The organism is Pseudomonas sp. HP_12, from assembly GCF_055283955.1.
This window is the reverse complement of sequence record NZ_JBTOQG010000016.1, coordinates 39,252-61,470: the sequence shown is the minus strand read 5'-3', so window position 1 is coordinate 61,470 and position 22,219 is coordinate 39,252. Positions and strand designations below refer to the sequence as shown.

The following is a 22,219-nucleotide window of genomic DNA, read 5'->3' as shown; positions in this document are numbered from 1 at the left end:
TCAGCCCGCGCCGGGACTACACTCGGTGCGTGCCGTTAAATCCATGCAAAACGCTGATGATTCAAGGCATCAACGTACTCGTGGGAAGTGGCCATCCTTCATTTGGATATTTCGGTTGAACATTCCGAGCGACGCGAGCCTCAAACCCTGAATCGCCGTACCGCCTGGCTGCGTGGAATCACTCCACCGGGTCCACCGGGCATCGGCTACGCCGGAGAGCACCTGATGACGCGCCAATTACGCCAGCTTCGCGAAACATCCTCCACCCACACCCTGTGCCAGCGCTTTCAGAGCGTACGCGACCGTACCGAATTTCTGGTCGAGCCGCTGAGCGCCGAGGATATGGTGGTGCAGTCGATGCCCGATGCCAGCCCGGCCAAATGGCACATGGCGCACACCACATGGTTCTTCGAAACCTTTCTGCTGGCGCCGAACCTGCCGGCGTACGAAGCGTTCGATCCGACGTTCGGCTACCTGTTCAACTCTTATTATGAAGCTGTCGGCCCGCGTCATCCGCGTCCGCAGCGCGGCCTGATGACCCGGCCGAGCGTCGATCAGGTCCTGGCCTATCGCAGGCACGTCGACGAAAACATGACGACGCTGCTGATGACGCCGCTCAGCGACGAAATGACCAGCCTGATCGAACTCGGCCTGGCCCACGAAGAGCAGCATCAGGAACTGCTGCTGATGGACATCCTTCATCTGTTCAGCCTGTCGTCGCTGAAACCGGCCTACAGCCCGCGCTGGCCGAAAGACCTGTCCGGCCGTCGCGGTCATTTCAAGCCGCTGAGCGCCGGCCTGACCGAAATCGGCCACGACGGTGACGGCTTTTCGTTCGACAACGAAGGCCCGCGCCACACCACCTATCTGCAGTCCTTCGAAATCAGCGACCGGCTGGTGACCAACGGTGAGTGGCTGAGCTTTATTGCCGACGGCGGCTATCACACCGCGGCCTTGTGGCTGTCCGAAGGCTGGACCCTGGTGCAGGAAAACGGCTGGAATTCACCCATGTACTGGCAGCACGACGAGAACGGCTGGAAGCGCATGAGCCTGCGCGGCCTTGAGTCGATCGACCCTTCGGCACCGGTCACGCACATCAGTTACTACGAAGCCGCCGCGTTTGCGCTATGGGCCGATGCGCGCCTGCCCACCGAAGCCGAATGGGAAGCCGCCGCCCGCGCCGGTTTGCTGGAGCAAGTGGACGACGTCGCCTGGCAGTGGACGCAAAGTGCCTACAGCGCCTACCCCGGCTTCAAGCCCTCAGTGGGCGCAGTCGGTGAGTACAACGGCAAGTTCATGGTCAATCAGATGGTTCTGCGCGGCGGTGCCAGCGTCACGTCGCCCGATCATTGCCGCCTGACCTACCGCAACTTCTTCCACGCCGACAAACGCTGGATGGTTTCGGGCCTGCGCCTGGCCCGTGATAGCCGTCAACCCGGCGTGGTTGACCCGAACGACAGCGAATTCGCCCGCGACGTGGTGGCCGGTCTCGGCGCCCCGGAGAAAACACTGTCGCCCAAGTATTTCTATGACGCTGCGGGTTCCGACCTGTTCGAAGCCATCTGCGAAACGCCTGAGTACTACCCGACGCGCGCCGAAACCGGGTTGCTGAAACGCATCGCCGGCGAGATCGCCGCGACCATTCCGGCGGGCGCAGCACTGGTGGAATTTGGCAGTGGCGCCAGCGAGAAAACCCGTCTGGTGCTGGATGCCGCGCCGCACATCGCGGTGTACGTGCCGATCGACATCAGTGCGACAGCACTGAACAAGGCCGCGCGGTCGTTGCGCCAGCGTTACCCGGCGCTGAGCGTCGCGCCCCAAGTCGACGACTTCACCCGGGTGCTCACGCTGCCTGAAGAAGCCGACGGCCACACCCGCGTGGGTTTCTTTCCGGGCTCCACCATCGGCAACTTCAGCCACGAGCAGGCCGTTGATTTTCTCCACGGGGCCCATGACGTGCTGGGGGAAAACGCCCATTTCATCGTCGGCGTCGATCTGGTGAAGGACGAGCAGACGCTGGTGGCGGCGTACGACGACGCCGAGGGCGTGACCGCGCAGTTCAACAAGAATCTGCTGACCCGCATCAATCGGGAGCTGAACGCCGACTTCGACGTTTCTGCCTTCGATCATCTGGCCGTATGGAACGCCGAACAGGCCTGCATGGAAATGCACCTGGTCAGCCGCAAACAGCAGAGCGTCACCGTCGCCGGGCACACCTTCCGCTTCGCCGCCGGGGAACGCCTGCACACCGAGAACTCCCACAAGTTCACGGTTGAATCGTTCACCGAACTGGCGGCGCGCGCGGGATGGACGGTGAGCGAATGCTGGATCAGCGACGCGCCGGAAATGGCCTTGTTCAGCTTACAGGCGTGATAGGTGTTGCAGCTGTTCGCGAGCAAGCTCGCTCCCACAAGTCCGGTGGCGTGGCCGAGATCCGGAGTTAAAACCCGATCCTGTGGGAGTGAGCTTGCTCACGAAGACGGCATTTCAGGCGCTAAAGATATGCCGGATGTACGGGCCTCTTCGCGAGCAAGCTCGCTCCCACAAGTCGGTGATCAGCCCGAGACGGCGTTGTTCAGCATGCAGGCGTAAGGAATGTGTTGGGCTCAGTCCCTCAGGAATCTCCGGTGTCATTTGCAAAATGGCGCTGGTAGCATCCGTGGGCACCCTCACGGACCCCGGCGGTACAGCCGGGGATTGAGTACAACAATAATCAACAGGGAGTCAGCGATGACGGCTCAGGTCATACCTGCCGAATACGCGGCGCAGCAATCCGCCTGCGCGAGCGTTCTGTCCGACGTACGCAATCACATTGGTCACCTCACCCTCAACCGCCCTCAGGGTCTCAACGCCATCGACCTGCACATGGTCCGGCAGCTGCAGTACCAGCTCGACGCCTGGGCAAAGGATGACAACGTATACGCCGTGGTCCTGCGCGGTGCCGGCGAAAAGGCGTTCTGCGCCGGCGGCGACATCCGCTCGCTGTACGACAGCTTTCAGGCCGGTCGGACCGAGCACCTGGATTTCTTCGTCGAAGAATACGCGCTGGACCTCACCCTTCATCATTACCGCAAACCCGTCGTCGCCTTGATGGACGGCTTCGTGCTCGGCGGTGGAATGGGCCTGGCCCAAGGCGCGGACCTGCGCGTGGTCACTGAGCGCAGCCGTCTGGCGATGCCGGAAGTGGCGATCGGTTATTTCCCTGACGTGGGCGGCAGCTACTTTCTGCCCCGTGTGCCCGGTGAGTTGGGGATTTATCTGGGCGTTACCGGCGTGCAGATCCAGGCCGCCGATGCGCTGTATTGCGGGATGGCGGACTGGTACCTCAACAGCGAACGCCTCAATGACCTCGATCTGCAGCTCAATAACCTGAAGTGGAGCCTGACCCCGCTCAAGGACTTGCAGGGCGCGCTGGCCAAACTCGGCGTGCAGCACTTGCCTGCGCCGCCGCTGGCAAAACTGCGCCCGGCCATCGATCATTTCTTCGGCCTGCCGGACGTCCCGAGCATCATCGAACAACTGCTGCAAGTGAGCGTCTACGACACCCATGCCTGGGCCCTCGACACGGCCCATCTGATGCAAACCCGTTCACCGCTGGCGATGGCGGTCACCCTGGAGCTGCTGCGCCGCGGCCGGCATCTGCCGCTGGAGCGTTGTTTCGCCCTGGAGCTGCATCTGGACCGCCAGTGGTTTGAACGGGGTGACTTGATCGAAGGCGTTCGTGCCTTGATCGTCGACAAAGACAAGAAACCGCACTGGAGCCCATCCAGCGTGCAGGCATTGGATGCCGAGCACGTGGCAAGCTTCTTCAGCGGTCATGAGGGGTGACCTATGCAAGATCTTGAACTGACCGAAGAGCAAGTGATGATCCGCGACATGGCGCGGGACTTCGCGCGCAATGAAATCGCGCCCCATGCCCAGGCCTGGGAACAAGCCGGCTGGATCGACGACGCGCTGGTGGCGAAGATGGGCGAACTGGGCCTGCTCGGGATGGTCGTCCCGGATGAATGGGGCGGCAGCTACATCGACTACGTCGCCTACGCGCTGGCGGTCGAAGAAATCTCCGCCGCCGACGGCGCCACCGGCACGCTCATGAGCGTGCACAGTTCAGTGGGCTGCGGGCCAGTGCTCAACTACGGCAGCGACGGGCAGAAACGACAGTGGCTGGAAAAACTAGCCAGCGGTCAGGCCATCGGCTGCTTCTGCCTGACCGAACCCCAGGCCGGCTCCGAAGCCCACAACCTGCGCACCCGCGCGGAGCTGAAAGACGGTGAATGGGTGCTCAACGGCGCCAAGCAGTTCGTCAGCAACGGCAAGCGCGCGCAGCTGGCGATTGTCTTCGCCGTGACCGATCCGGAGCTGGGCAAGCGCGGCCTGTCGGCATTTCTGGTGCCCACGGACAACCCCGGTTACAGCGTCGACCGCATGGAACACAAGATGGGCATCCGCGCCTCCGACACTTGCGCGGTAACCCTGAGCAACTGCCGGATTCCGGCGGAAAACCTGCTGGGTGAACGGGGCAAAGGACTGTCCATCGCCCTTTCAAACCTGGAAGGCGGACGCATCGGCATCGCTGCCCAGGCCTTGGGCATCGCCCGTGCGGCATTCGAGGCGGCGCTGGGTTACGCCCGTGAGCGGGTGCAGTTCGACAAGCCGATCATCGAGCACCAGAGCATCGCCAATCTGCTGGCCGACATGCACACCCGCATTAACGCTTCGCGCCTGTTGGTTCTGCACGCCGCGCGCCTCAGAACAGCCGGCAAACCCTGTCTGTCGGAAGCGTCCCAGGCCAAGCTGTTCGCCTCGGAAATGGCCGAGTGGGTCTGCTCCAAAGCGATACAAATCCACGGCGGCTATGGCTATCTGGAAGATTATCCGGTGGAGAAATACTACCGGGACGCGCGGATCACCCAGATCTACGAAGGCTCCAGCGAAATTCAGCGTCTGCTGATCGCCCGCGAGCTGCGGCACTACGCGCTGTAAGCGACGCGCCCCTCGCCTCCTCCCCCCCAGAAACGCCGAGCCCCTCAGGGCTCGGCGTCTGTCACTCAGCGCCCGCCTGGCGCGGGGCTTGGCGCGACAAAGCTGCGTCTTCCCAACTGGAGGACAAGCAGGGTCACCGAATCGGCATTGGCCAGGAGAACTCGACTGCGTTTGCGTGCATCGCCGAGAAACGCCTCACGGGCTTCATCCATGGTTTTGCTGCGCGTGAGCTTCAGGATTGCATCATGCTCAAAGCCCTCCTCCTCATCAAAATCACGCCACTCGCCCTCCTTCAACTGCAGAAACAGCTCGTCCCGGACACTCAAATGCGACAAGCCATGGGTTTGCATGCGTTCGATATCCGCTTTCAGCTTGATGTTGTTGGCATTGTTTTCCAGGAGCAGGTCCGGATACGGCGCCGTGGTCTCCAGATAGGCGATGTCATGGGTATCGAGCACCAAGTGGGAGAGTTCGTGGATCAAGGTCGCGGCGCGATAATGGGCCGGGGAATCGAAGCCTTGGGTGGCCGCCTCGGGCGTGAGCGGGAACGGCGGCGCATCGAAATAGCGGTCGGTCAGGAACACGCGCTTTTTCGGGTCTTTCTTGATGACAAAGCCCATGGTCCCGGAATGGCCCGCGCGGCTGGTGCCCACCACAAACCGTGGTGAAGAATATGGCGACAGCGACGCATCCATGACCTCATCGAACAGCGCCTTGATCGCGCGTTCGGTATCGACCAACAGCTCGGGACCGGGCTCACTGACACCAAAAAAGTCAGCGATGATTTGCGTGACGCGCGGGTGCAGTGGCGTGCCGGGTTCATGCACGTTCAGATTATCCAGAGCGTTCTCCAAATACCGCTTGGCCTGCAGATGAGCCTCGCCGATATGCTGCGCGCGTTCGCGAAAAAACTTGCGTATCTCGGGCATGCCATTGGCTTCGATGAGCAACACGTCATCGGCGCTGACGTCCGCCGCGTGTGTGCGCAGCTTGGTCATTGCCCCGCCCCCGCCCTTCAGACCGGACTCGATGTCCAACTGCCAGCGCTGGTTGTCATCCAGCCTGAGGCGCGGGCCGGGTGTTCGGTCGGGGCCAATGATCATCCATCTGCCATCCCTGGCCTGGCGGTGCACTTCATAGACGCGTCCGGCGACTGCTGCATAGGCCTTCCCATTGGTCGGGTCCATGAACAGACTCAGCAATTCATCGCGACGCAGGTCTTTCAGCGAGATGTTCCGGGCTTCCAGCGCCTGCAATCGCTTCAACTGGTCGGCGGTGAGTGTGACGCCGACCCAGGAAAACTCTGGCGGCGTCAAGTCATCGTCGGTGATCAGGTCGCCGCCGATCAGCTCGTCCTTCTCGGCCTGTTCCCTGGCCGTCACCATCACGCCCAATGCGGCAGAAAATTCGGAAATCGCCTCGCCCCAGTGACGCCCGGCCGCCGACGCAGCCGATGCACGAAACAGCGTATGGCTCTGCCAAAACGCGACCATGACGGCAAGCTTGCCGGGCACAATGCTCAGCGCCTGCTCCAGCCCCAGCGAAGCCAGGAACTTGCGCGACGCCTGATCAGCCTCTTCGGTCGTGACCGTATCGGACGCGCCAATGTCCACCAACAGGCTCACGGTGTCGGTGAACATGAACTGCAGCGAGTTGCCTTTTTCTTCAGCCAGCGAAACCGTCACCGGCCCCGGCGTGTGAGTGGGCACATCGCCTGGTCCCTGGTCAAAAAAAGGCAGATGAGGCTCGACGAACCCGCCATGCTCATATCGCTTGCGCACCTCCGGGTCCAGTCGCTCGAGCACCAACTGTTGCAGCGTCGCGTCGCTGCGCAGATCGTCCAGCAGCGCAGACAGGCTGGCGTATTCGCGGAAGACTAAATCCGGGTGGAACACGGCATGTAAGATTACCGGGCCGCTGTCAGGGTGCTCGGCACAGATCAGGTAAACACCCTTGACGAGATCGGGGGTCATGCCCTCGTCGGCGACCAACCGCAGGGCACTGATGATCGTGCGCTCACCGTCGAACGGTTCGCGGGCAATACCGTCAGGCATCTCAACCACCCGCGAGATGAATTCGCAGGCTCGGGAACTCAGCTTTCCCTGCAGCCTCTGCTGCATCGCCACCGCTTGCATCATCGGTGGCAGTTGATTGACAAACAGCGTGTTGCGCTTTCCCCAGTTGGCGTCCGCTGGATTCAACGTCTGCCGCAACAGGGCTCGGAACCCTGCGCCGACGTCCAGCCGGCGGACAGTCCCGCGCACATAATCCTGGGTCAACAGGCGTCCGACATCGGGGTATTCGGTGGCGTGGATGTTCAGTGCCGCTTGCGGAAAATCAACGAAGCGATTGATGGCGTAGTCGGTGAGAGACTCGCTGTGCTCAAGGGTGGCGGCGGGAATCGCTGACGGGATCTGCCCAACGCCGGGGGGCGCGGCGACGTAGCGACGCTGGGTAACGGTGATCTGGTCAGGGTCCAGATCGCGCTCGGGGAAATCCTTGCCCAGCTGATCCAACAGCCTGCTGCGCGCGTATTCAGTCAGGGTCGGGAGGTCAAAGAGAAAATCCTCGTCACCTTCGCTGGCGAGAAAAAAACGACGCCATATCTCGTTATACGCACGAATGTCGCTGGCCGATGCAGACTTGAACCAGTCCGGCAACAGCTCTTCAAACAATGTGTTGTCGATTCGGACCGCCAGAGCGTCGAGCATGTCGACCAGTTGCGCATCCAGTTCGGTGGCGCGTGCAACGCGGGTGAAGAGCCCGGCTTCAAAACGACACCGCCGGGCACGGGCGCACAGTTGCTGGAGGTTCTGTAACTGGCGGTTAAACACAGTCTGTTGCAACGCCTCGATCGCATGGCCATCACAGCGACTGAAATCAAAGCGGACCTGGTCCGCCGGTTGCGCCCGCAGGTGGTTGCGCAACAGCGTACGGTCGCGCTCCCCCACCAGAGCCAACCAGCGCTCGCTGTGCACGCTGCGCAATCGCCTGCCTAGTTTGTCGGTCAATGCCTGCACGGAGTCGAAATGTTCCCAACCCTGCAGGCTGCTCCAGAACATCAAACCTGCACCGGTCCGCCGCGGCTGCCAGAGCACCATTGAATCGCTGAGGGTCGCCCCGGCGCCGGGTCCGTATACCACCGACAGCGAAAACACCTCGGTCATCGACAGGCCCGATTCGGATCTCTGCGCACGGACAGGCGCGTTGAGCACTTGCATGACCATGTGCGCCGGCTCGCTCGGAACCATCTCCATTCGCTGTCTCAGCGCCAGGTCCAGGCGCAACGCGTCTTCCCTGAGCACCAGCGCCATGGCAACCGGTTGCAGTTGCCTGTCACCCAGACGCGCAAGGGCCGTGCGCGATCGTCCAAATCGGTCGAGGTAGCGCTCGACGAAGTCCGAAGCAACGCGCTCGAGCATGACGTTAATCAGTTCGACATCAAGGTGCGCCCCCGCTGCTTGAGAAGTGAGCAGCACCTGCGCCGTGTGTGCGAGCGCATCAGGACGGTGCCCACTGACGCGCTCAAGCAACAGCGCCACCAGATCCATTGACGTGGCGCGCAAGGACTCACTGATGGCGACAGAACTCGGCTCGACATCGGAGGCGGCAACAGGCAGCGATTCCAGCCAGCGCACCCGTATCTCACTCGCGCGCAGGCCGCGTGCCGAAGCCGCGCATAGATAGCATTGCAGTGCCTGCTCGGCGTAGCTGACCAGAAAGTTGTCCAACTGGCGCAGGTGGGCCGCACTGGCATCGGATACCTGGGTTCTCTCCAGCCACGACGGGGGCGACGGCTGTAGCGCAGTGGGCTGGGAAGGTCCGGAGGCGGAAGGTTCAAGGACGGCGCTCTCAGGCTCTGGCGCCGGGACGACCTGAATCAGGTCATCGTTGGCGCTGCTGCACCAGACGGCAGCAAAGTCCATCGGTTGGTCGTGCCGCCAGCGCCCCGCCGTGAAATGCATCTGACGCGGGTCGATCAGGTAACGCACGTCCAGCGCATCGTCATACATCGCTGAGACCTTCACGGGCTCAGCCGACAACCCCGTCACGTACTGCAGGTTACGCAACTGGAGCGCAAGGACGGAGTCCACCCGTTCGCGGAACAAGGGCCCGTCGATGCTATCCAGCGTAAGGGTCAAATGACCTTCGCGCAGCAACAGAGGCTGGTCCGCCAGCGCCAGTGTCGGGCGCAACATCTCGCGCCCTTCCGGGGTCGAGCAAAACGCACTCAGCGCTGTCAGGTTGGCAAATCGACGCAGGCCTTGCTCCGGGGTAAACCACAGCAGCGGCAGCTCGGCCGGGGAGAAATCGAAAACCAGTGTACCGGCCAGTTGTGTGGCTGTTCCGTCGGCCAGGTGCAGCACAAGACGTCTGCAGCGCAGCTCAGCTTCCGACGAAATGTAGTGCGGTCCGGACATGAGCAACGGCCTCAGCATTTCGTGCTCCTGCCGACTGAGATTACCCTCGTGGCCATAGCGGTAGAGCTCATGGCACAGGCTGGTCGCGTAGACCTGAACCGCCACGTCGCGGCAGGAACCGGCCGGGCGTTGATGGCTCCAGTAATCGCGCAGCAACTGGGCGAATCGGTCAGGCAGCGCAGACATCGTGTCGGTTATGGCCTGAGCGAACAATTGTGAGTCGCGTTCGCTCACCACTCGGCCCTGTGCATCCAGGAATTGCGGCGTCACGCCCGGCGCCTGCTCGGCATGGCAAAACGCTTCAAACGCCGTTTGAGAGAGCGTCTGGGTCATCAGCACAAGCTCATCTCCGGTGCCGAAAGCCGGTTGCGCCATGCGCATGAGGTGCCTCGCCGGATCAATCTGCTGATCCGGCAAGAGCCGACGCAGTTGCAGGGCCAGCGCGGAGGTGACAGCCCCAACCAGGTCTGGCGTCAGCTTCAGTCGCTCGGTGAACTGCCTGACCGAATTTGCCTGATATTCGACGATGGCCTGCATCTGGGCCTGAAAAACGTTGTCGTCGATTTTTTCGTACTCGAACGCCGCCGAAGGGTCGTTGTTTGCAAACCGGCCGAGCAATGCCTCCAGCAACTGCTGGCGACCGTCGAAGGCCTCGACGCCGGACGCCAGCGTGAACAGGAATATCCGTGGGTCGCTGGTCTGGCCGTGGCTGAACATCAGCGCAGCACTGAGTTCCAGCGAAGTAGGCAGGCCGTCATTGAGCAGCAACCGATCGACCCTGACCGGATCGGGATCATCGGCGGCCATCGCGCCTGCCGCGCGTTTAAGCCAGGTCTGTTCAGATGAGCGGAGCACGCCGGCAGCAACGGCGCGGTCGACTCCGTCGAGAAAGCGCTGTCGCAGTGACGCGCTGTTGAAGTACGTGGTGGTAACGGTAGGCATTGCAGCTCCTTGAGCACAAACGCCCGCGGCTGGCATCGGCCAGGCAGGGGCAGGAAAGGCTGGGAGCGTAGGGAAGAAATCCACCGCAACTGCGGTACATAACGCTGTACACGGGGAGGGAAATTCAGGATTGAATGGCGAAGACGCGGCGACGTCCGGCGATGAATGCGAAAGGCCTGCACGTTGAGTGGCGTGCAGGCCTTTTCATCGGAAGACAGTCCAGCCGATCAGGCTTTCGACGTGCGCTCAACGTGACCGGCGAAGGCGTCGATGATGTTCTGCAGGAACGGGCGGGTTTTCTCGTTCAGCTTGCCCTGTTCGTCAAAGAAGGTGCCCGCGTTGCCCAGGTACGCTTCCGGCTGCTGCATGCACAGCACGTCGAGGAACACGAAGCACTGGCGCAGGTGCTGGTTGGCGCCAAAACCGCCGATGGCGCCCGGCGAAACGCTGACCACCGCCGCCGGCTTCGCACTGCCCCACGCGCTTTTGCCGTAGGGGCGCGAGCCGACGTCGATGGCGTTCTTCAGCGCGCCCGGCACCGAGCGGTTGTATTCCGGGGTAACGAACAGAAAGCCGTCTGCCCCCTGCAAGGCTTCACGAAAGGCGGTGTACGCGGCGGGCGGCGAATCATGGTCGATGTCTTCGTTATAGAGCGGCAGGTCGCCGATTTCGACGATGCTCAGTTTCAGGCTTGGCGGCGCCAGTTCGGCCAGTGCACGGGCCACTTTGCGGTTGATGGAATCTTTCCTCAAGCTGCCGACGATGACTGCAATCGAATGAACCTGGCTCATGAAACGGACCTTCTGCTGTTGGAGGAGATAACAGTTATAGATGAAACATGGGCGCAATTCTGTGTTGTTTTTCCGTTGCTAATCATCGAAGGGTTCGATGCTGTAGCGTGGGTTATCGGCGCATGTGCGTCGCGCGGGGCGCGCAACCTGCGCTCGCGACTATTTTCCCGAGGGCCGAAAACTCCCCCTGAAAACCGCGGTCTGACTGCCTTAGGCGAATAAGGTCCTGATAGAAATTTGGGAATTACCTTACAAGCGGACACGGTTTATTCACTCGCGGTGTTAGGATGCGAGCGAAAACGAGCAGTTATTTCCAGAGGTTACAAAGCAAATGGCTTCAGTTCTAGTTGGGCAATTTCATGCGCGGGACGCGGAGGGACGCGTTTACTCGGTGCATGAATTCCGTGAATCACAGCCCGATGAGGCTGATGGCAAGGAGCCCGTTTCAACTTATCGCCTGGCCATTGGCGACCGCGTCAAGCACTTGAGCGGAGAGGAATTCGAGTTGATTCAAAGCAAGGTCGTACTGACAAGAGAGCGCTGAGGCGCTGCTGCAAGCCCGGCTCTTTACACACAGGCCACTCACGTCGCGCGGCCACGAGTCAGGCCATAAGGGCTTGCAGCTTTAATCGACGACAGGCCCGTCGAACAGCAGATACCAGAAAATCGCCGCCTCTTGCGTACCCGGATCTATCGCGCGATAACGCAGATGATCCACCCCGCCGACCACAAATCCGTAGCGCTCATATAACCGACACGCCGCCAGATTATTGTTCTGGGTTTCCAGGGTGATGCCCGGCAGACCACGCTTGCGGCTCCAGAACTGCGCCACGTCCAGCAGCTTTTGCGCCACGCCATTGCGCCGCGCCCCGGTGTCGACTGCCAGCTCATCGATGTGGGCGAAACCGTTCCAGTGCTGGCTGACCACCACATGCCCGACCGGCTGTTCATCGAGCCAGGCCACCAGCACAGTGCTGTCGGCGGCGTCCCGATAATGGCAGAACTCTTCGGAATCGATACCGTAGTTTTTCAGGTAGGGCTCGACAGGTTCGACGGGCCACTGCGCCACGGGCTCGCCGATCTGCACCCGGGCATAACCGGTAACGGTGAACGTGAATTCGCTGTTGAGGATGTAATCCTCGAAGCACTCGTCAGCGACACGAATGCTGAAAGTCGGGCTGGACGTGTTCACCATGGGCCTCCTGCACCATTACCGGATCGACATCACCTTCTCTCAAGGCCGCTGCCTGGCGCAAGCAGGGCCTTGAACGCCGCTGCCATCGTCAGGCTTGGGCCTGAGTCTGCGCCTCGAGCAACTGGGTCCACAGGGCCGGAGCACCCGCGGATTTGGCGATCACGGCCAGACGTGCTTCGTGTTCCGCCAGCTCGGCCTCGCTGGCGACGATGATGCGGCCCGGCGTGCGGTTGGCGATCCGGCGGATCTCGGAAGGACGATCAGCGCCGCCCTCTCCATCGTTGTTGCCGGCCAGCGACAGGGTCGTCTGGCCACCGGTCATCGCCAGATAGACTTCCGCGAGAATCTCGGAGTCGAGCAAGGCGCCGTGCAGTTCGCGGCCGGAGTTGTCGACGTCGTAGCGTTTGCACAGGGCGTCGAGGCTATTGCGCTGGCCCGGATGCCGCTCGCGGGCCATGGCCAACGTGTCGAGGATGGTGCAGTAGCTGCTGAGGTTGGCGCGATCGTGCTGGCCGATCAGGGCAAATTCGTTGTTCAGAAAGCCGACGTCGAACGCCGCGTTGTGGATGATCAGCTGAGCGCCTTTGATGAACTCGAAGAATTCGTCGGCGACTTCGGCAAAACGCGGTTTGCCGATCAGGAACTGGTCGGTGATGCCGTGAACACCAATGGCGCCCTCGTCACTCTCCCGGTCCGGTTGCAGGTAAACGTGGAAATGCCGCCCGGTCAGACGCCGGCCAACCAGCTCGACGCAGCCGATTTCGATGACCCGATGGCCATCCGTGACGGGCATACCGGTGGTCTCGGTATCGAGGACAACCCTTCGTTCAGTGATGATGTTTTGTACAGTCATTGCCTACCGCCTCAGCTTCAGGCGCGGATATTAGCATGGGGGTTTTGGGATGTGGGCGGCCTTGCCAGACCGCACCTGCCAGTGTGGGAGTGAGCTTGCTCGCGAAGAGGTCAGTGCCTCCACTCAATCTCTAGCAGCCGGAATGCCGCATTCGTGAGCAAGCTCACTCCCAAAGGGCCCGTGTTTGCTCCACGACCGCGCAGCATCTGGACGACGGAGATCCCGCGCAGGACTCAGCCATCAGCCGTGCTTGATACCGCGCACTTCATCCACCCCACGGTTCGCCAACTGGTCGGCGCGTTCGTTGCCGGGATGGCCGATATGCCCGCGCACCCACTTCCAGCTCACGTTGTGCCGGCTGACCTGCTCGTCCAGCTGCTTCCACAAATCGGCGTTTTTAACCGGTTCTTTCGCCGCTGTCTTCCAGCCGCGCTTCTTCCAGTTGGTCATCCACTCGGTGATGCCTTTCATCACGTACTGCGAGTCGGTCACCAGGATCACTTCACATGGCCGCTTCAGCTCTTCCAGGCCGCGAATGGCGCCGAGCAGCTCCATACGGTTATTGGTGGTGTTGGCTTCACCGCCCCAGAGTTCTTTTTCAACGCCTTTGCACACCAGCAACGCACCCCAGCCGCCAGGGCCCGGGTTGCCCTTGCAGGCGCCATCGGTGAAGAGTTCTACGGTATCGCTCATTACGATGTTTCCAGAAAATTGAGAAAGCGTGGCGCCGGCCGGACAATCAAGGCTCGGGCGTGCGCCGATTGACCTTGGCCATGGGCAACGGCAGCAGTTTGCCCATCGGCTCGCGACGCGGCATGCGCACAGGCCGCAATCCGACACTCATCTTGCGCGCGATCAATAGATAGAAGCCGCCGCCGGGACTTTGCCAGCCATCGCCGAGACGTTCGAGTCCGGCCAGACGGGCCTGCCACTTGGGCGAAGCGAGCGGCGGACGATAGCACCCGAAGCGGCGTTTCTCCAGCGCGAAGCCCAGCAGGTTGAGCCAGTCGCCGACCCGTGAAGGCGAGATGCAGCGGGCCCTGCGCAAGGCATCGTTGGCAAAGAAATGACGAATGCCCCAGGTGCTCCAGGGATTGATCCCGACGATCACCAGGTGCCCGCCGGGACGCACGCTGCTGGCGGCTTCGCGCAACAGGCCGTGGGGCGACAGGCAGAAATCCAGGCCATGCTGCATGACCACCACATCGGCGGCGTGCTCGCTCAACGGCCAGGCCTGCTCTTCGCAGACAATTTCAACGCCCGGCAACGGCGCGCCCAGCCGCACGTTGCGCTGCACTTGCTTCGCCGCTGGCGGCGTCTGTGCCGACGGGCCGTAATGCACCAGATAGCCGCCAAAAAAACGTTCGAGCTCTTGCTCCAGCACGCGGCTTTCTTCTTCCAGCAACAACTGCCCCAGGGGCCCGGACAGCCAGTCGCGGGCGGCGCTGATCAGCTCAAGCCATTCAGGGTCGGCCTGGGCGAACGCTTCATCGGTCATTTCCGGTCTCCATGAGAGGGTCATTGCGATAGAGACTCGCCTCGAGTCAGTTCAGACCCTAAGATGCTTCTCTATGTTTCCAGCCAAGCGAACCGCGCCATGATACAGGTCGATGCCCTGCCCGCTTTCAGCGATAACTACATCTGGTTGTTACAAGACAATGCCGTCAAGCGCTGCGCCGTGGTTGACCCGGGCGATGCTGCCCCCGTCATTGCCTGGCTGGAACGCAACCCGGACTGGCGCCTGACCGACATTCTCATCACCCATCACCACGCGGACCACACCGGCGGCGTCGCGCAACTTAAAAGGCTCACCGGCGCCAAGGTCTACGGCCCGGTCAATGAGAACATTCCGGCGCGGGACGTGGCCCTGTCCGACAACGATGAGCTCACCGTACTCGGCCTGACATTTGCCGTCCATGCAGTCCCGGGCCACACCCTGGGCCACATCGCCTTTTACCACGCCGACGCGCAACAGCCGCTGCTGTTCTGCGGCGACACGCTGTTCGCCGCCGGTTGCGGGCGGCTGTTCGAAGGCACCCCGCAGCAGATGCATCACTCCCTGAGCCGGCTCGCCGAGCTGCCCGACAGCACCCTTGTCTATTGCGCCCACGAATACACACTGAGCAATCTGCGCTTTGCCGTCGCGGTCGAGCCGGAGAATGCCGACGTAGTGGAACGCTTCGAGCAAGTGACGCAATGGCGTGCACAAAATCGCATCAGCGTGCCGTCGACGCTGGCACTGGAGCGCAAGACCAATCCGTTTCTGCGAGCCTCTGTCATCTCCGTGAAACAAAAAGCAGACGAACGGAGCGGAACCCACAACGCGACGCCCACAGAGGTCTTTGCGGTGCTGCGGGCATGGAAAGATAAGTTCTAAACAGGCAGCGAATCAGCACGGAAATTCTGAAAGGTTGACCGTTCAGCAGCCACTTTCTAGAATCGCCCGACATTTTCGCCTGGAACTATCCCCCAGCCAATGTCGTCATCTATACGTAAAACCTTCAATTCCGACACATTGACTCGGTTGGCCCAGGCAATCGCGGTGGTCGCGAGCGCGACACTGGCAGGCTGCCAGAGCACCGGCGGCCTGGAATCCGGCAGCGGCGCCAGCGCCGCTCACCCCGTCGCCAGCACCAAACCAAAACCTGTTTATATCGCGCGCAAACCCGTGCCGCTGGCCCCGCCCCATGATGTCTGGGAGCGCATGCGTCAGGGTTTCCAGCTGCAAGACGGCAACGACCTCAACCCGCGCATCGATCAGCAACGCCTCTGGTACGCGAACAACCCGTCGTTTCTCGAAACGGCCGGGAACCGCGGCAGCTTGTACATGCACTACATCGTCGAGCGACTGGAAGAGCGCAACATGCCCCTCGAGCTGGCGCTGCTGCCGGTGATCGAGAGCGCGTACAACCCGATGGCCTTGTCGCGCAGCGATGCGGCGGGGATCTGGCAGTTCATTCCGTCCACCGGCCGCTACTTCAACCTGCGCCAGACCAATTTCTACGATGGCCGCCGCGACATCACGGCGTCCACCACGGCAGCGCTGGATTACCTGACCAAGCTGCACGACATGTTCAACGGCGACTGGCTGCTGGCACTGGCAGCCTATAACGCCGGCGAAGGCACAGTCAGCCGCGCCATCGAACGCAACGAAAAGCTCAACCTGCCCACCGATTACTGGAACCTGCCGCTGCCGCAGGAGACCCGCGACTACGTGCCGAAACTGCTGGCGCTGTCCCAGGTGGTCATGTCGCCGGACGCCTATGGCGTCAACCTCAACCCGATCGACAACAAGCCGTACTTCCAGGTGGTCGAGCTGAATCAGCGCATGGACCTGTCGAAAGTCGCCGCCATGGCGAACATCGACGAAGACGAGCTGGTGCAGCTCAACCCTGCGTTCAAGAAGCGCCTGACCATCGACGGCCCTCAGCACTTGTTAGTGCCCACGTCAAAATCCCAGTTGCTGACGGCGAACCTGTCGAACATGAAGCCCGAGGAGCTGGTCGACTGGCAGCAATACCGCGTACGTCCGGGCGATAGCCTGGCCAGCATCGCCAGCCGCTACAAGGTCTCGACCAGCACCCTCAAGGACATCAACAAGCTGTCCGGCAACCAGGTGAAACGCGGCCAGGCGCTGACGATTCCGGTGCAACCGGGCATGCAATATGCGATGCCGGTGTTCGAAGAAGTTGCCGAGGTGGACGAGAAGCCCGCGCGTACCCGCAGCTACAGGGTGAAAAAGGGCGACAACTTGGTGCAGATCGCGCGTATCAATAAGGTCGACGTCAAGGATTTGCAGCACTGGAACAAGCTGTCCGGCCAGAACCTTAAGGTCGGCCAGACGCTGGTCATGCAGGACAACAGCAAACCGGCGAAAGCCAGCTCCCGTGCCGTGGCCAAGGCCGACAGCAGCGCCAGGGGCGAGGACGCCGGCAAGAAGTCGATGCAGTACAAGATTCAGAAAGGCGATTCGATGTACCTCGTCGCCAAGCGCTTCAACGTCGAAATGCAGCACCTCAAGCGCTGGAATCCGCGCAGCGGCCAGGCGCTCAAGCCAGGGCAGACGTTGACGGTTTATTTGCCCCATTGATCTAGCGCCCGCCACGCTCTGGTGGGAGCCAGCGCGCTCCCCCAGGCTCTCGCCCAGGTCGGCACCCTCCAGCCGCCCGCACCACCCTTTTTCCAGCCGATACAAGCTGTTACTGTGACCGACCGCTGCCTGGATCGACCGCCGACTTGATACGTCACCTGCTGCTGACTTTCAGCCTGGTCTTGAGCACGACAGCCGCCGCGACCATCAGCGAAAGCCATGGTTACGCACAATTCGGCGTCCTCAAGTACCCTGCCAGCTTCACGCATTTCGACTGGGTCAATCCTGAGGCGCCGAAGGCTGGCACCCTGCGAATCATGGCCAACGGCACGTTCGATACCCTCAACCCCTACACCTTCAAGGGCAGCAGCCCGATTTCGACGCCCAACTTCGGCCAGTATGGCGTCAGCGAGCTGAACGAACCGCTGATGGTCGGCACCGGCCAGTACGACCCCTCTGGCGATGAACCCACCTCCAGTTATGGCCTGATCGCTAAAACCGTCGAATACAGCGACGACCGCAGCTGGGTGGTGTTCAACCTGCGCCCCGAAGCACGTTTCCACGACGGCAAGCCGATTACCGCCTACGACGTGGCGTTCTCCTACAGAACGCTGCTGAAGGACGGTCATCCGCAGTACCGCACCGCGTTGCAGGAAGTGCAGCGGGTGGACATCCTCAACCGCCACCGCATTCGTTTCGTGTTCAAGCGCTCCGGCAATCCATTACTGATTCTGCGCCTCGGCGAGCTGCCGGTTCTGCCGCAGCACTACTGGAAGAACCGCGACTTCAAGGCCACCTCCTTCGAGCCTCCGTTGGGCAGCGGCCCCTATCGCATCACCCAGGTGCGGCCGGGGCGCAGTCTGGTGTTCGAGCGCGTGAAGGACTATTGGGGCAAGGACCTGCCGGTCAATCGCGGCAAGTACAACTTCAACCGAGTGGAAGTGGAGTTCTACCGCGACGCCGACGTGGCGTTCGAAGCGTTCAAGGCCGGTGAGTTCGACATCTACATCGAGCATCAGGCGAAGAACTGGCTCACCGGTTATGACTTCCCGGCGGTGACCGAGGGCAAGGTGATCAAGGCGCAAATCCCGCACCAGATCCCCACCCAGACCCAAGGGCTGTTCATGAACACGCGTCGCGGCGCGTTCGCCGACATCCGCGTGCGCGAAGCCCTGGGGCTGATGTTCAACTTCGAGTGGACCAACCGCACGCTGTTCAACGACGCCTACATGCGCTCGACGAGCTACTACCCCAACAGCGAATTCACTTCCAGCGGACTGCCCGCCGGCCGCGAATTCCTCATGCTCGCGCCCTACCGCGAGCAATTGCCGGCCAAGCTGTTCACCCAGCCCTTCGAAGTGTCGAAAACCGACGGTGGCGGCGTGCCCCGGGATTCCATTCGCAAGGCGCTGGGGCTGCTGGCCGACGCGGGCTGGACATTCACCGAGCGCGGCTTGACCAACAGCGCAGGGCAGCCGTTGCGTTTCGAAATACTTCTGGTCAATCCCAACCTAGAACGAATCCTGCAGCCTTACATCGAAGACCTCACGCGGATCGGCGTCGACGCGCACCTGCGCACCGTTGACCGCGCCCAATACAAACAGCGGCTGGACCAGTTCGATTTCGACATGATTCTGATGACCCTGAACCAGACCCTCAGTCCGGGGCTGGAGCAATGGCAGTATTTCCATTCCAGCCAGGCCAACATCAAAGGCAGCAAAAATTACGCGGGTGTTGCCAACCCGGTGGTCGACAACCTGCTCAACCAGTTGCTGGCGGCAAAAACCCGGGATGACCAGGTGGCGGCCACCCGCGCTTTGGATCGCGTGTTGCTGTGGCAGCACTACATGATTCCCAACTGGTACCTCAATAATCATCGTCTGGCGTACCGCAACCGGTTCGCCATGGTCACCACCCCGCCCTACACCCTGGGCCTGCGTGCGTGGTGGCTCAAGCCTTCGGAGAAAACCCAATGACTGCCCTGCGCTCCCTCACCCGCGCCGGCGGCCTGTTTCTGAGTCCGTTCGTGCTGGCCCCGCTTCTGCTGGGCGTGACCGGTGCAGCCCAGGCGGCCCCGCAACACGCCATCACCCTATACAACGAAGCGCCGAAATACCCGGCCGACTTCAAGCATTTCGATTACGTGAACCCGGACGCGCCCAAAGGGGGCATTCTGCGCAGCGCCGGTTTTGGCGGCTTCGACAGCCTCAACCCGTTCATCAGCAAGGGCGTGCCTGCCGACGACATCGGCCTGATCTACGACACCCTCGCCCGCCAGGGCCTGGACGAGCCGTTCACCGAGTACGGCCTGATCGCCGGCAAGATCGAAAAAGCCCCGGACAACAGCTGGGTGCGTTTCTACCTGCGCCCCGAAGCTAAATTCAACGACGGCCATCCGGTGCGCGCCGAAGACGTGGTGTTCAGCTTCGAAACCCTGATCAAGGACGGCTCGCCGCTGTACCGCAGTTACTACGCGGACGTCGATCAGGCCGTCGCCGAAAACCCGACCACGGTGCTGTTCAAGTTCAAGCACAACGACAACCGCGAACTGCCGCTGATCCTCGGCCAGTTGCCGGTACTGCCAAAACATTGGTGGGCCACCCGCGACTTCAGCAAAGGCAACCTGGAAATTCCGCTGGGCAGCGGGCCGTACAAGGTGGTCGAGGTCAAGGCCGGGCGCTCGGTGCGCTACGAGCGGGTCAAGGATTACTGGGGCAAGGACCTGCCGATCAACAAGGGCTTCTACAACTTCGACCGGTTGTCCACCGACTACTACCGCGACAACACGGTGGCGCTCGAAGCACTGAAAGCCGGCGCCTTCGACTACTGGCAGGAAATGGCGGCGAAGAACTGGGCGACGGCCTATGACGTTCCGGCTGTCAGACAGGGCCGTCTGATCAAGGAAGAAATTCCCAACGGCAACCCCCAGGGCATGCAGGGCTTTATCTTCAATCTGCGCAAACCGATGTTTCAGGACGTGCGCGTGCGTCAGGCCCTCAGCCTGTTGCTCGACTTCGAGTGGACCAACAAGCAGCTGTTCTTCGGCAGCTACACCCGTACCAAAAGCTATTTCGACAATTCCGACATGGGCGCCAAAGGCCTGCCGACGCCTGCCGAGCTGAAGATTCTCGAACCTCTGCGCGGCAAACTGCCGGAATCGGTGTTCACCGAGGAATTCAAACTGCCGGTCACCGATGGCAGCGGCATCATCCGCGAGCAACAGCGCAAAGCATTTCAGTTGCTCAAGGAGGCCGGCTGGAAGATCGTCGGCGACAAGATGGTCGACACCGAAGGCAAGCCCGTCACCATCGAGTTTTTGCTCGCCCAGACCGAATTCGAGCGGGTGTTGCTGCCGTACAAACGCAACCTGGCCGACATCGGTATCGACCTGGAAATCCGTCGGGTCGACGTCTCCCAGTACATCACCCGCCGCCGCTCACGGGACTACGACATGATCGTCGGCAGTTTCCCGCAATCGAGCTCGCCGGGTAACGAACAGCGCGAATACTGGGACTCCTCCGCCGCCGACAAACCGGGCAGCTACAACGTGATCGGCCTCAAGGACCCGGCGGTCGACACGCTGGTGAACGGCTTGATTAACGCGGACTCGCGCCAGAGCCTGATCGACCACACCCGCGCCCTCGACCGCGCGCTGCTGTGGGGCTACTACGTGATCCCGAACTGGCACATCAAGACCTGGCGCGTGGCGTACTGGGATCACCTGGGCCACCCGGGAAAAACCCCGCTGTACGATATCGGCACCGTGACCTGGTGGGTCAAACCCGACGCGACGCCGGCCATTCCCGTGCAAGTCGCGCCAGATCAAGTGCCGGCCGACGCCGAGTCATCAAAAGGCACGGAGCAATAACATGCTGGCCTACATCCTGCGGCGCTTGCTGCTGATCATCCCGACCCTGTTCGGCATTCTGCTGATCAACTTCGTCATCATCCAGGCGGCACCGGGCGGTCCGGTGGAGCAGATGATCGCCAAGCTCGAAGGCTTCGAAGGCGCCACCAGCCGCATCGCGGGCGGCGGCGCGGAAGTCTCGGTGGCCGGCTCGACCTATCGCGGCGCCCAGGGCCTGGACCCGAGTTTGATCAAAGAAATCGAGCACATGTACGGCTTCGACAAATCGGCGCCGGAACGCTTGTGGATCATGGTCAAGAACTACGCCCGGCTGGATTTCGGCGACAGCTTCTTTCGCGACGCCAAGGTCATCGACCTGATCGTCGAGAAGATGCCGGTGTCAATCTCCCTCGGGCTGTGGAGCACGCTGATCATGTACCTGGTGTCGATCCCCCTGGGGATCGCCAAAGCCACGCGACACGGCAGCCATTTCGACGTCTGGACCAGCTCGGCGATCATCGTCGGCTACGCCATCCCGGCGTTCCTGTTCGCCATCCTGCTGATCGTGGTATTCGCCGGCGGCAGCTATTTCGACTGGTTCCCGTTGCGCGGATTAACGTCGAGCAACTTTGATGAGATGAGCTGGCTGGGCAAAGTGGGCGACTACTTCTGGCACCTGGTGCTGCCGATCACCGCGCTGGTCATCGGCAACTTCGCCACCATGACCCTGCTGACGAAAAACAGCTTTCTCGATGAGATCGGCAAGCAGTACGTGATCACCGCCAAAGCCAAGGGACTGACCCAGCGCCGCGTGCTCTACGGCCACGTATTCCGCAACGCCATGCTGCTGGTGATCGCGGGTTTCCCGTCGGCGTTCATTGGCATCTTCTTCACCGGTTCCCTGCTGGTGGAAGTGATCTTTTCCCTCGACGGCCTAGGCCTGATGAGCTTTGAAGCCGCGATCAACCGTGATTACCCGGTGGTGTTCGGCACCCTGTTCATCTTCACCCTGCTGGGGCTGGTGGTGAAACTGATCGGCGACCTGACCTACACGCTGGTTGACCCACGCATCGACTTCGACCGCAGGGATCATTGAT

The 22,219-nt window shown here is 61.6% G+C and carries 15 protein-coding genes and 1 pseudogene; 10 read left to right on the top strand and 6 right to left on the bottom strand.

Annotated features, from left to right (window positions below):
• The first annotated feature begins 225 nt into the window (after positions 1-225).
• The 3 genes from egtB (at position 226) to ACYASU_RS13475 (ending at position 4,983) form a co-directional block, all read left to right on the top strand.
• Positions 226-2,373 (top strand): ergothioneine biosynthesis protein EgtB, encoded by a 2,148-nt coding sequence (egtB, locus tag ACYASU_RS13485; protein ID WP_463583065.1) that lies wholly within the window; start codon positions 226-228, stop codon positions 2,371-2,373.
• 357 nt (positions 2,374-2,730) lie between these two features.
• Entirely contained in the window at positions 2,731-3,828 is a 1,098-nt protein-coding gene (locus tag ACYASU_RS13480; RefSeq protein ID WP_463583064.1) for an enoyl-CoA hydratase/isomerase family protein, read from the top strand.
• A gap of 3 nt (positions 3,829-3,831) precedes the next feature.
• Positions 3,832-4,983, top strand: coding sequence for an acyl-CoA dehydrogenase family protein (locus ACYASU_RS13475; protein WP_463583063.1), 1,152 nt, complete (start codon positions 3,832-3,834; stop codon positions 4,981-4,983).
• 65 nt (positions 4,984-5,048) lie between these two features.
• On the opposite strand, the gene ACYASU_RS13470 is transcribed toward ACYASU_RS13475, so the two are convergent.
• Together ACYASU_RS13470 and ACYASU_RS13465 are read right to left on the bottom strand one after the other, a co-directional pair.
• Positions 5,049-10,346, bottom strand: coding sequence for a hypothetical protein (locus tag ACYASU_RS13470; protein WP_463583062.1), 5,298 nt, complete (start codon positions 10,344-10,346; stop codon positions 5,049-5,051).
• Positions 10,347-10,573: 227 nt separating this feature from the next.
• Positions 10,574-11,137 (bottom strand): NADPH-dependent FMN reductase, encoded by a 564-nt coding sequence (locus ACYASU_RS13465; protein WP_282372575.1) that lies wholly within the window; start codon positions 11,135-11,137, stop codon positions 10,574-10,576.
• A gap of 331 nt (positions 11,138-11,468) precedes the next feature.
• Between ACYASU_RS13465 and ACYASU_RS13460 the strand changes: the two genes are divergently transcribed.
• Positions 11,469-11,681 carry a hypothetical protein gene (locus tag ACYASU_RS13460; protein ID WP_192174094.1) on the top strand — a complete coding sequence of 71 codons (213 nt, stop codon included), beginning with the start codon at positions 11,469-11,471 and terminating at the stop codon, positions 11,679-11,681.
• A gap of 81 nt (positions 11,682-11,762) precedes the next feature.
• Here ACYASU_RS13460 and ACYASU_RS13455 read toward each other — a convergent pair whose 3' ends face one another.
• The 4 genes from ACYASU_RS13455 to ACYASU_RS13440 form a co-directional block, all read right to left on the bottom strand.
• On the bottom strand, positions 11,763-12,329 hold the full coding sequence (locus ACYASU_RS13455) for a GNAT family N-acetyltransferase (protein WP_463583061.1): 567 nt from the start codon (positions 12,327-12,329) through the stop codon (positions 11,763-11,765).
• A 91-nt stretch (positions 12,330-12,420) separates the two neighbouring features.
• On the bottom strand, positions 12,421-13,167 hold the full coding sequence (gene dnaQ, locus ACYASU_RS13450; RefSeq protein WP_463583076.1) for a DNA polymerase III subunit epsilon: 747 nt from the start codon (positions 13,165-13,167) through the stop codon (positions 12,421-12,423).
• A 258-nt stretch (positions 13,168-13,425) separates the two neighbouring features.
• Positions 13,426-13,878 carry a ribonuclease HI gene (gene rnhA, locus ACYASU_RS13445; RefSeq protein ID WP_192174096.1) on the bottom strand — a complete coding sequence of 151 codons (453 nt, stop codon included), beginning with the start codon at positions 13,876-13,878 and terminating at the stop codon, positions 13,426-13,428.
• A 46-nt stretch (positions 13,879-13,924) separates the two neighbouring features.
• Positions 13,925-14,683, bottom strand: a complete 759-nt coding sequence (locus tag ACYASU_RS13440; protein WP_065986459.1) for a class I SAM-dependent methyltransferase — start codon at positions 14,681-14,683, stop codon at positions 13,925-13,927.
• A 99-nt stretch (positions 14,684-14,782) separates the two neighbouring features.
• On the opposite strand from ACYASU_RS13440, the gene gloB reads away from it, so the two are divergent.
• The 6 genes and pseudogenes from gloB (at position 14,783) to ACYASU_RS13410 (ending at position 22,218) form a co-directional block, all read left to right on the top strand.
• On the top strand, positions 14,783-15,562 hold the full coding sequence (gloB, locus tag ACYASU_RS13435) for a hydroxyacylglutathione hydrolase (RefSeq protein WP_463583060.1): 780 nt from the start codon (positions 14,783-14,785) through the stop codon (positions 15,560-15,562).
• Between the two features lie 99 nt (positions 15,563-15,661).
• A pseudogene (locus ACYASU_RS13430) lies at positions 15,662-15,770 on the top strand (lytic transglycosylase domain-containing protein); the annotation flags it as partial.
• 68 nt (positions 15,771-15,838) lie between these two features.
• Positions 15,839-17,275: a lytic transglycosylase gene (locus ACYASU_RS13425; RefSeq protein ID WP_423572723.1), complete on the top strand. Its 1,437-nt coding sequence runs from the start codon at positions 15,839-15,841 to the stop codon at positions 17,273-17,275.
• 146 nt (positions 17,276-17,421) lie between these two features.
• Positions 17,422-19,251 carry an extracellular solute-binding protein gene (locus tag ACYASU_RS13420; RefSeq protein ID WP_282372579.1) on the top strand — a complete coding sequence of 610 codons (1,830 nt, stop codon included), beginning with the start codon at positions 17,422-17,424 and terminating at the stop codon, positions 19,249-19,251.
• Positions 19,248-21,143, top strand: coding sequence for an extracellular solute-binding protein (locus tag ACYASU_RS13415; protein ID WP_346631086.1), 1,896 nt, complete (start codon positions 19,248-19,250; stop codon positions 21,141-21,143). Before ACYASU_RS13420 ends, ACYASU_RS13415 begins: the two co-directional genes overlap by 4 nt.
• A gap of 1 nt (position 21,144) precedes the next feature.
• On the top strand, positions 21,145-22,218 hold the full coding sequence (locus ACYASU_RS13410) for a microcin C ABC transporter permease YejB (RefSeq protein ID WP_237252271.1): 1,074 nt from the start codon (positions 21,145-21,147) through the stop codon (positions 22,216-22,218).
• Position 22,219: the final 1 nt, after the last annotated feature.

Coding starts and splice junctions, on each gene's coding strand:
- rnhA (WP_192174096.1), bottom strand. CDS start 13,878: ATGAGCGATACCGTAGAACTCTTCACCGATGGCGCCTGCAAGGGCAAC.
- ACYASU_RS13470 (WP_463583062.1), bottom strand. CDS start 10,346: ATGCCTACCGTTACCACCACGTACTTCAACAGCGCGTCACTGCGACAG.
- egtB (WP_463583065.1), top strand. CDS start 226: ATGACGCGCCAATTACGCCAGCTTCGCGAAACATCCTCCACCCACACC.
- ACYASU_RS13415 (WP_346631086.1), top strand. CDS start 19,248: ATGACTGCCCTGCGCTCCCTCACCCGCGCCGGCGGCCTGTTTCTGAGT.
- ACYASU_RS13460 (WP_192174094.1), top strand. CDS start 11,469: ATGGCTTCAGTTCTAGTTGGGCAATTTCATGCGCGGGACGCGGAGGGA.
- ACYASU_RS13410 (WP_237252271.1), top strand. CDS start 21,145: ATGCTGGCCTACATCCTGCGGCGCTTGCTGCTGATCATCCCGACCCTG.
- ACYASU_RS13465 (WP_282372575.1), bottom strand. CDS start 11,137: ATGAGCCAGGTTCATTCGATTGCAGTCATCGTCGGCAGCTTGAGGAAA.
- ACYASU_RS13440 (WP_065986459.1), bottom strand. CDS start 14,683: ATGACCGATGAAGCGTTCGCCCAGGCCGACCCTGAATGGCTTGAGCTG.
- gloB (WP_463583060.1), top strand. CDS start 14,783: ATGATACAGGTCGATGCCCTGCCCGCTTTCAGCGATAACTACATCTGG.
- ACYASU_RS13480 (WP_463583064.1), top strand. CDS start 2,731: ATGACGGCTCAGGTCATACCTGCCGAATACGCGGCGCAGCAATCCGCC.
- ACYASU_RS13475 (WP_463583063.1), top strand. CDS start 3,832: ATGCAAGATCTTGAACTGACCGAAGAGCAAGTGATGATCCGCGACATG.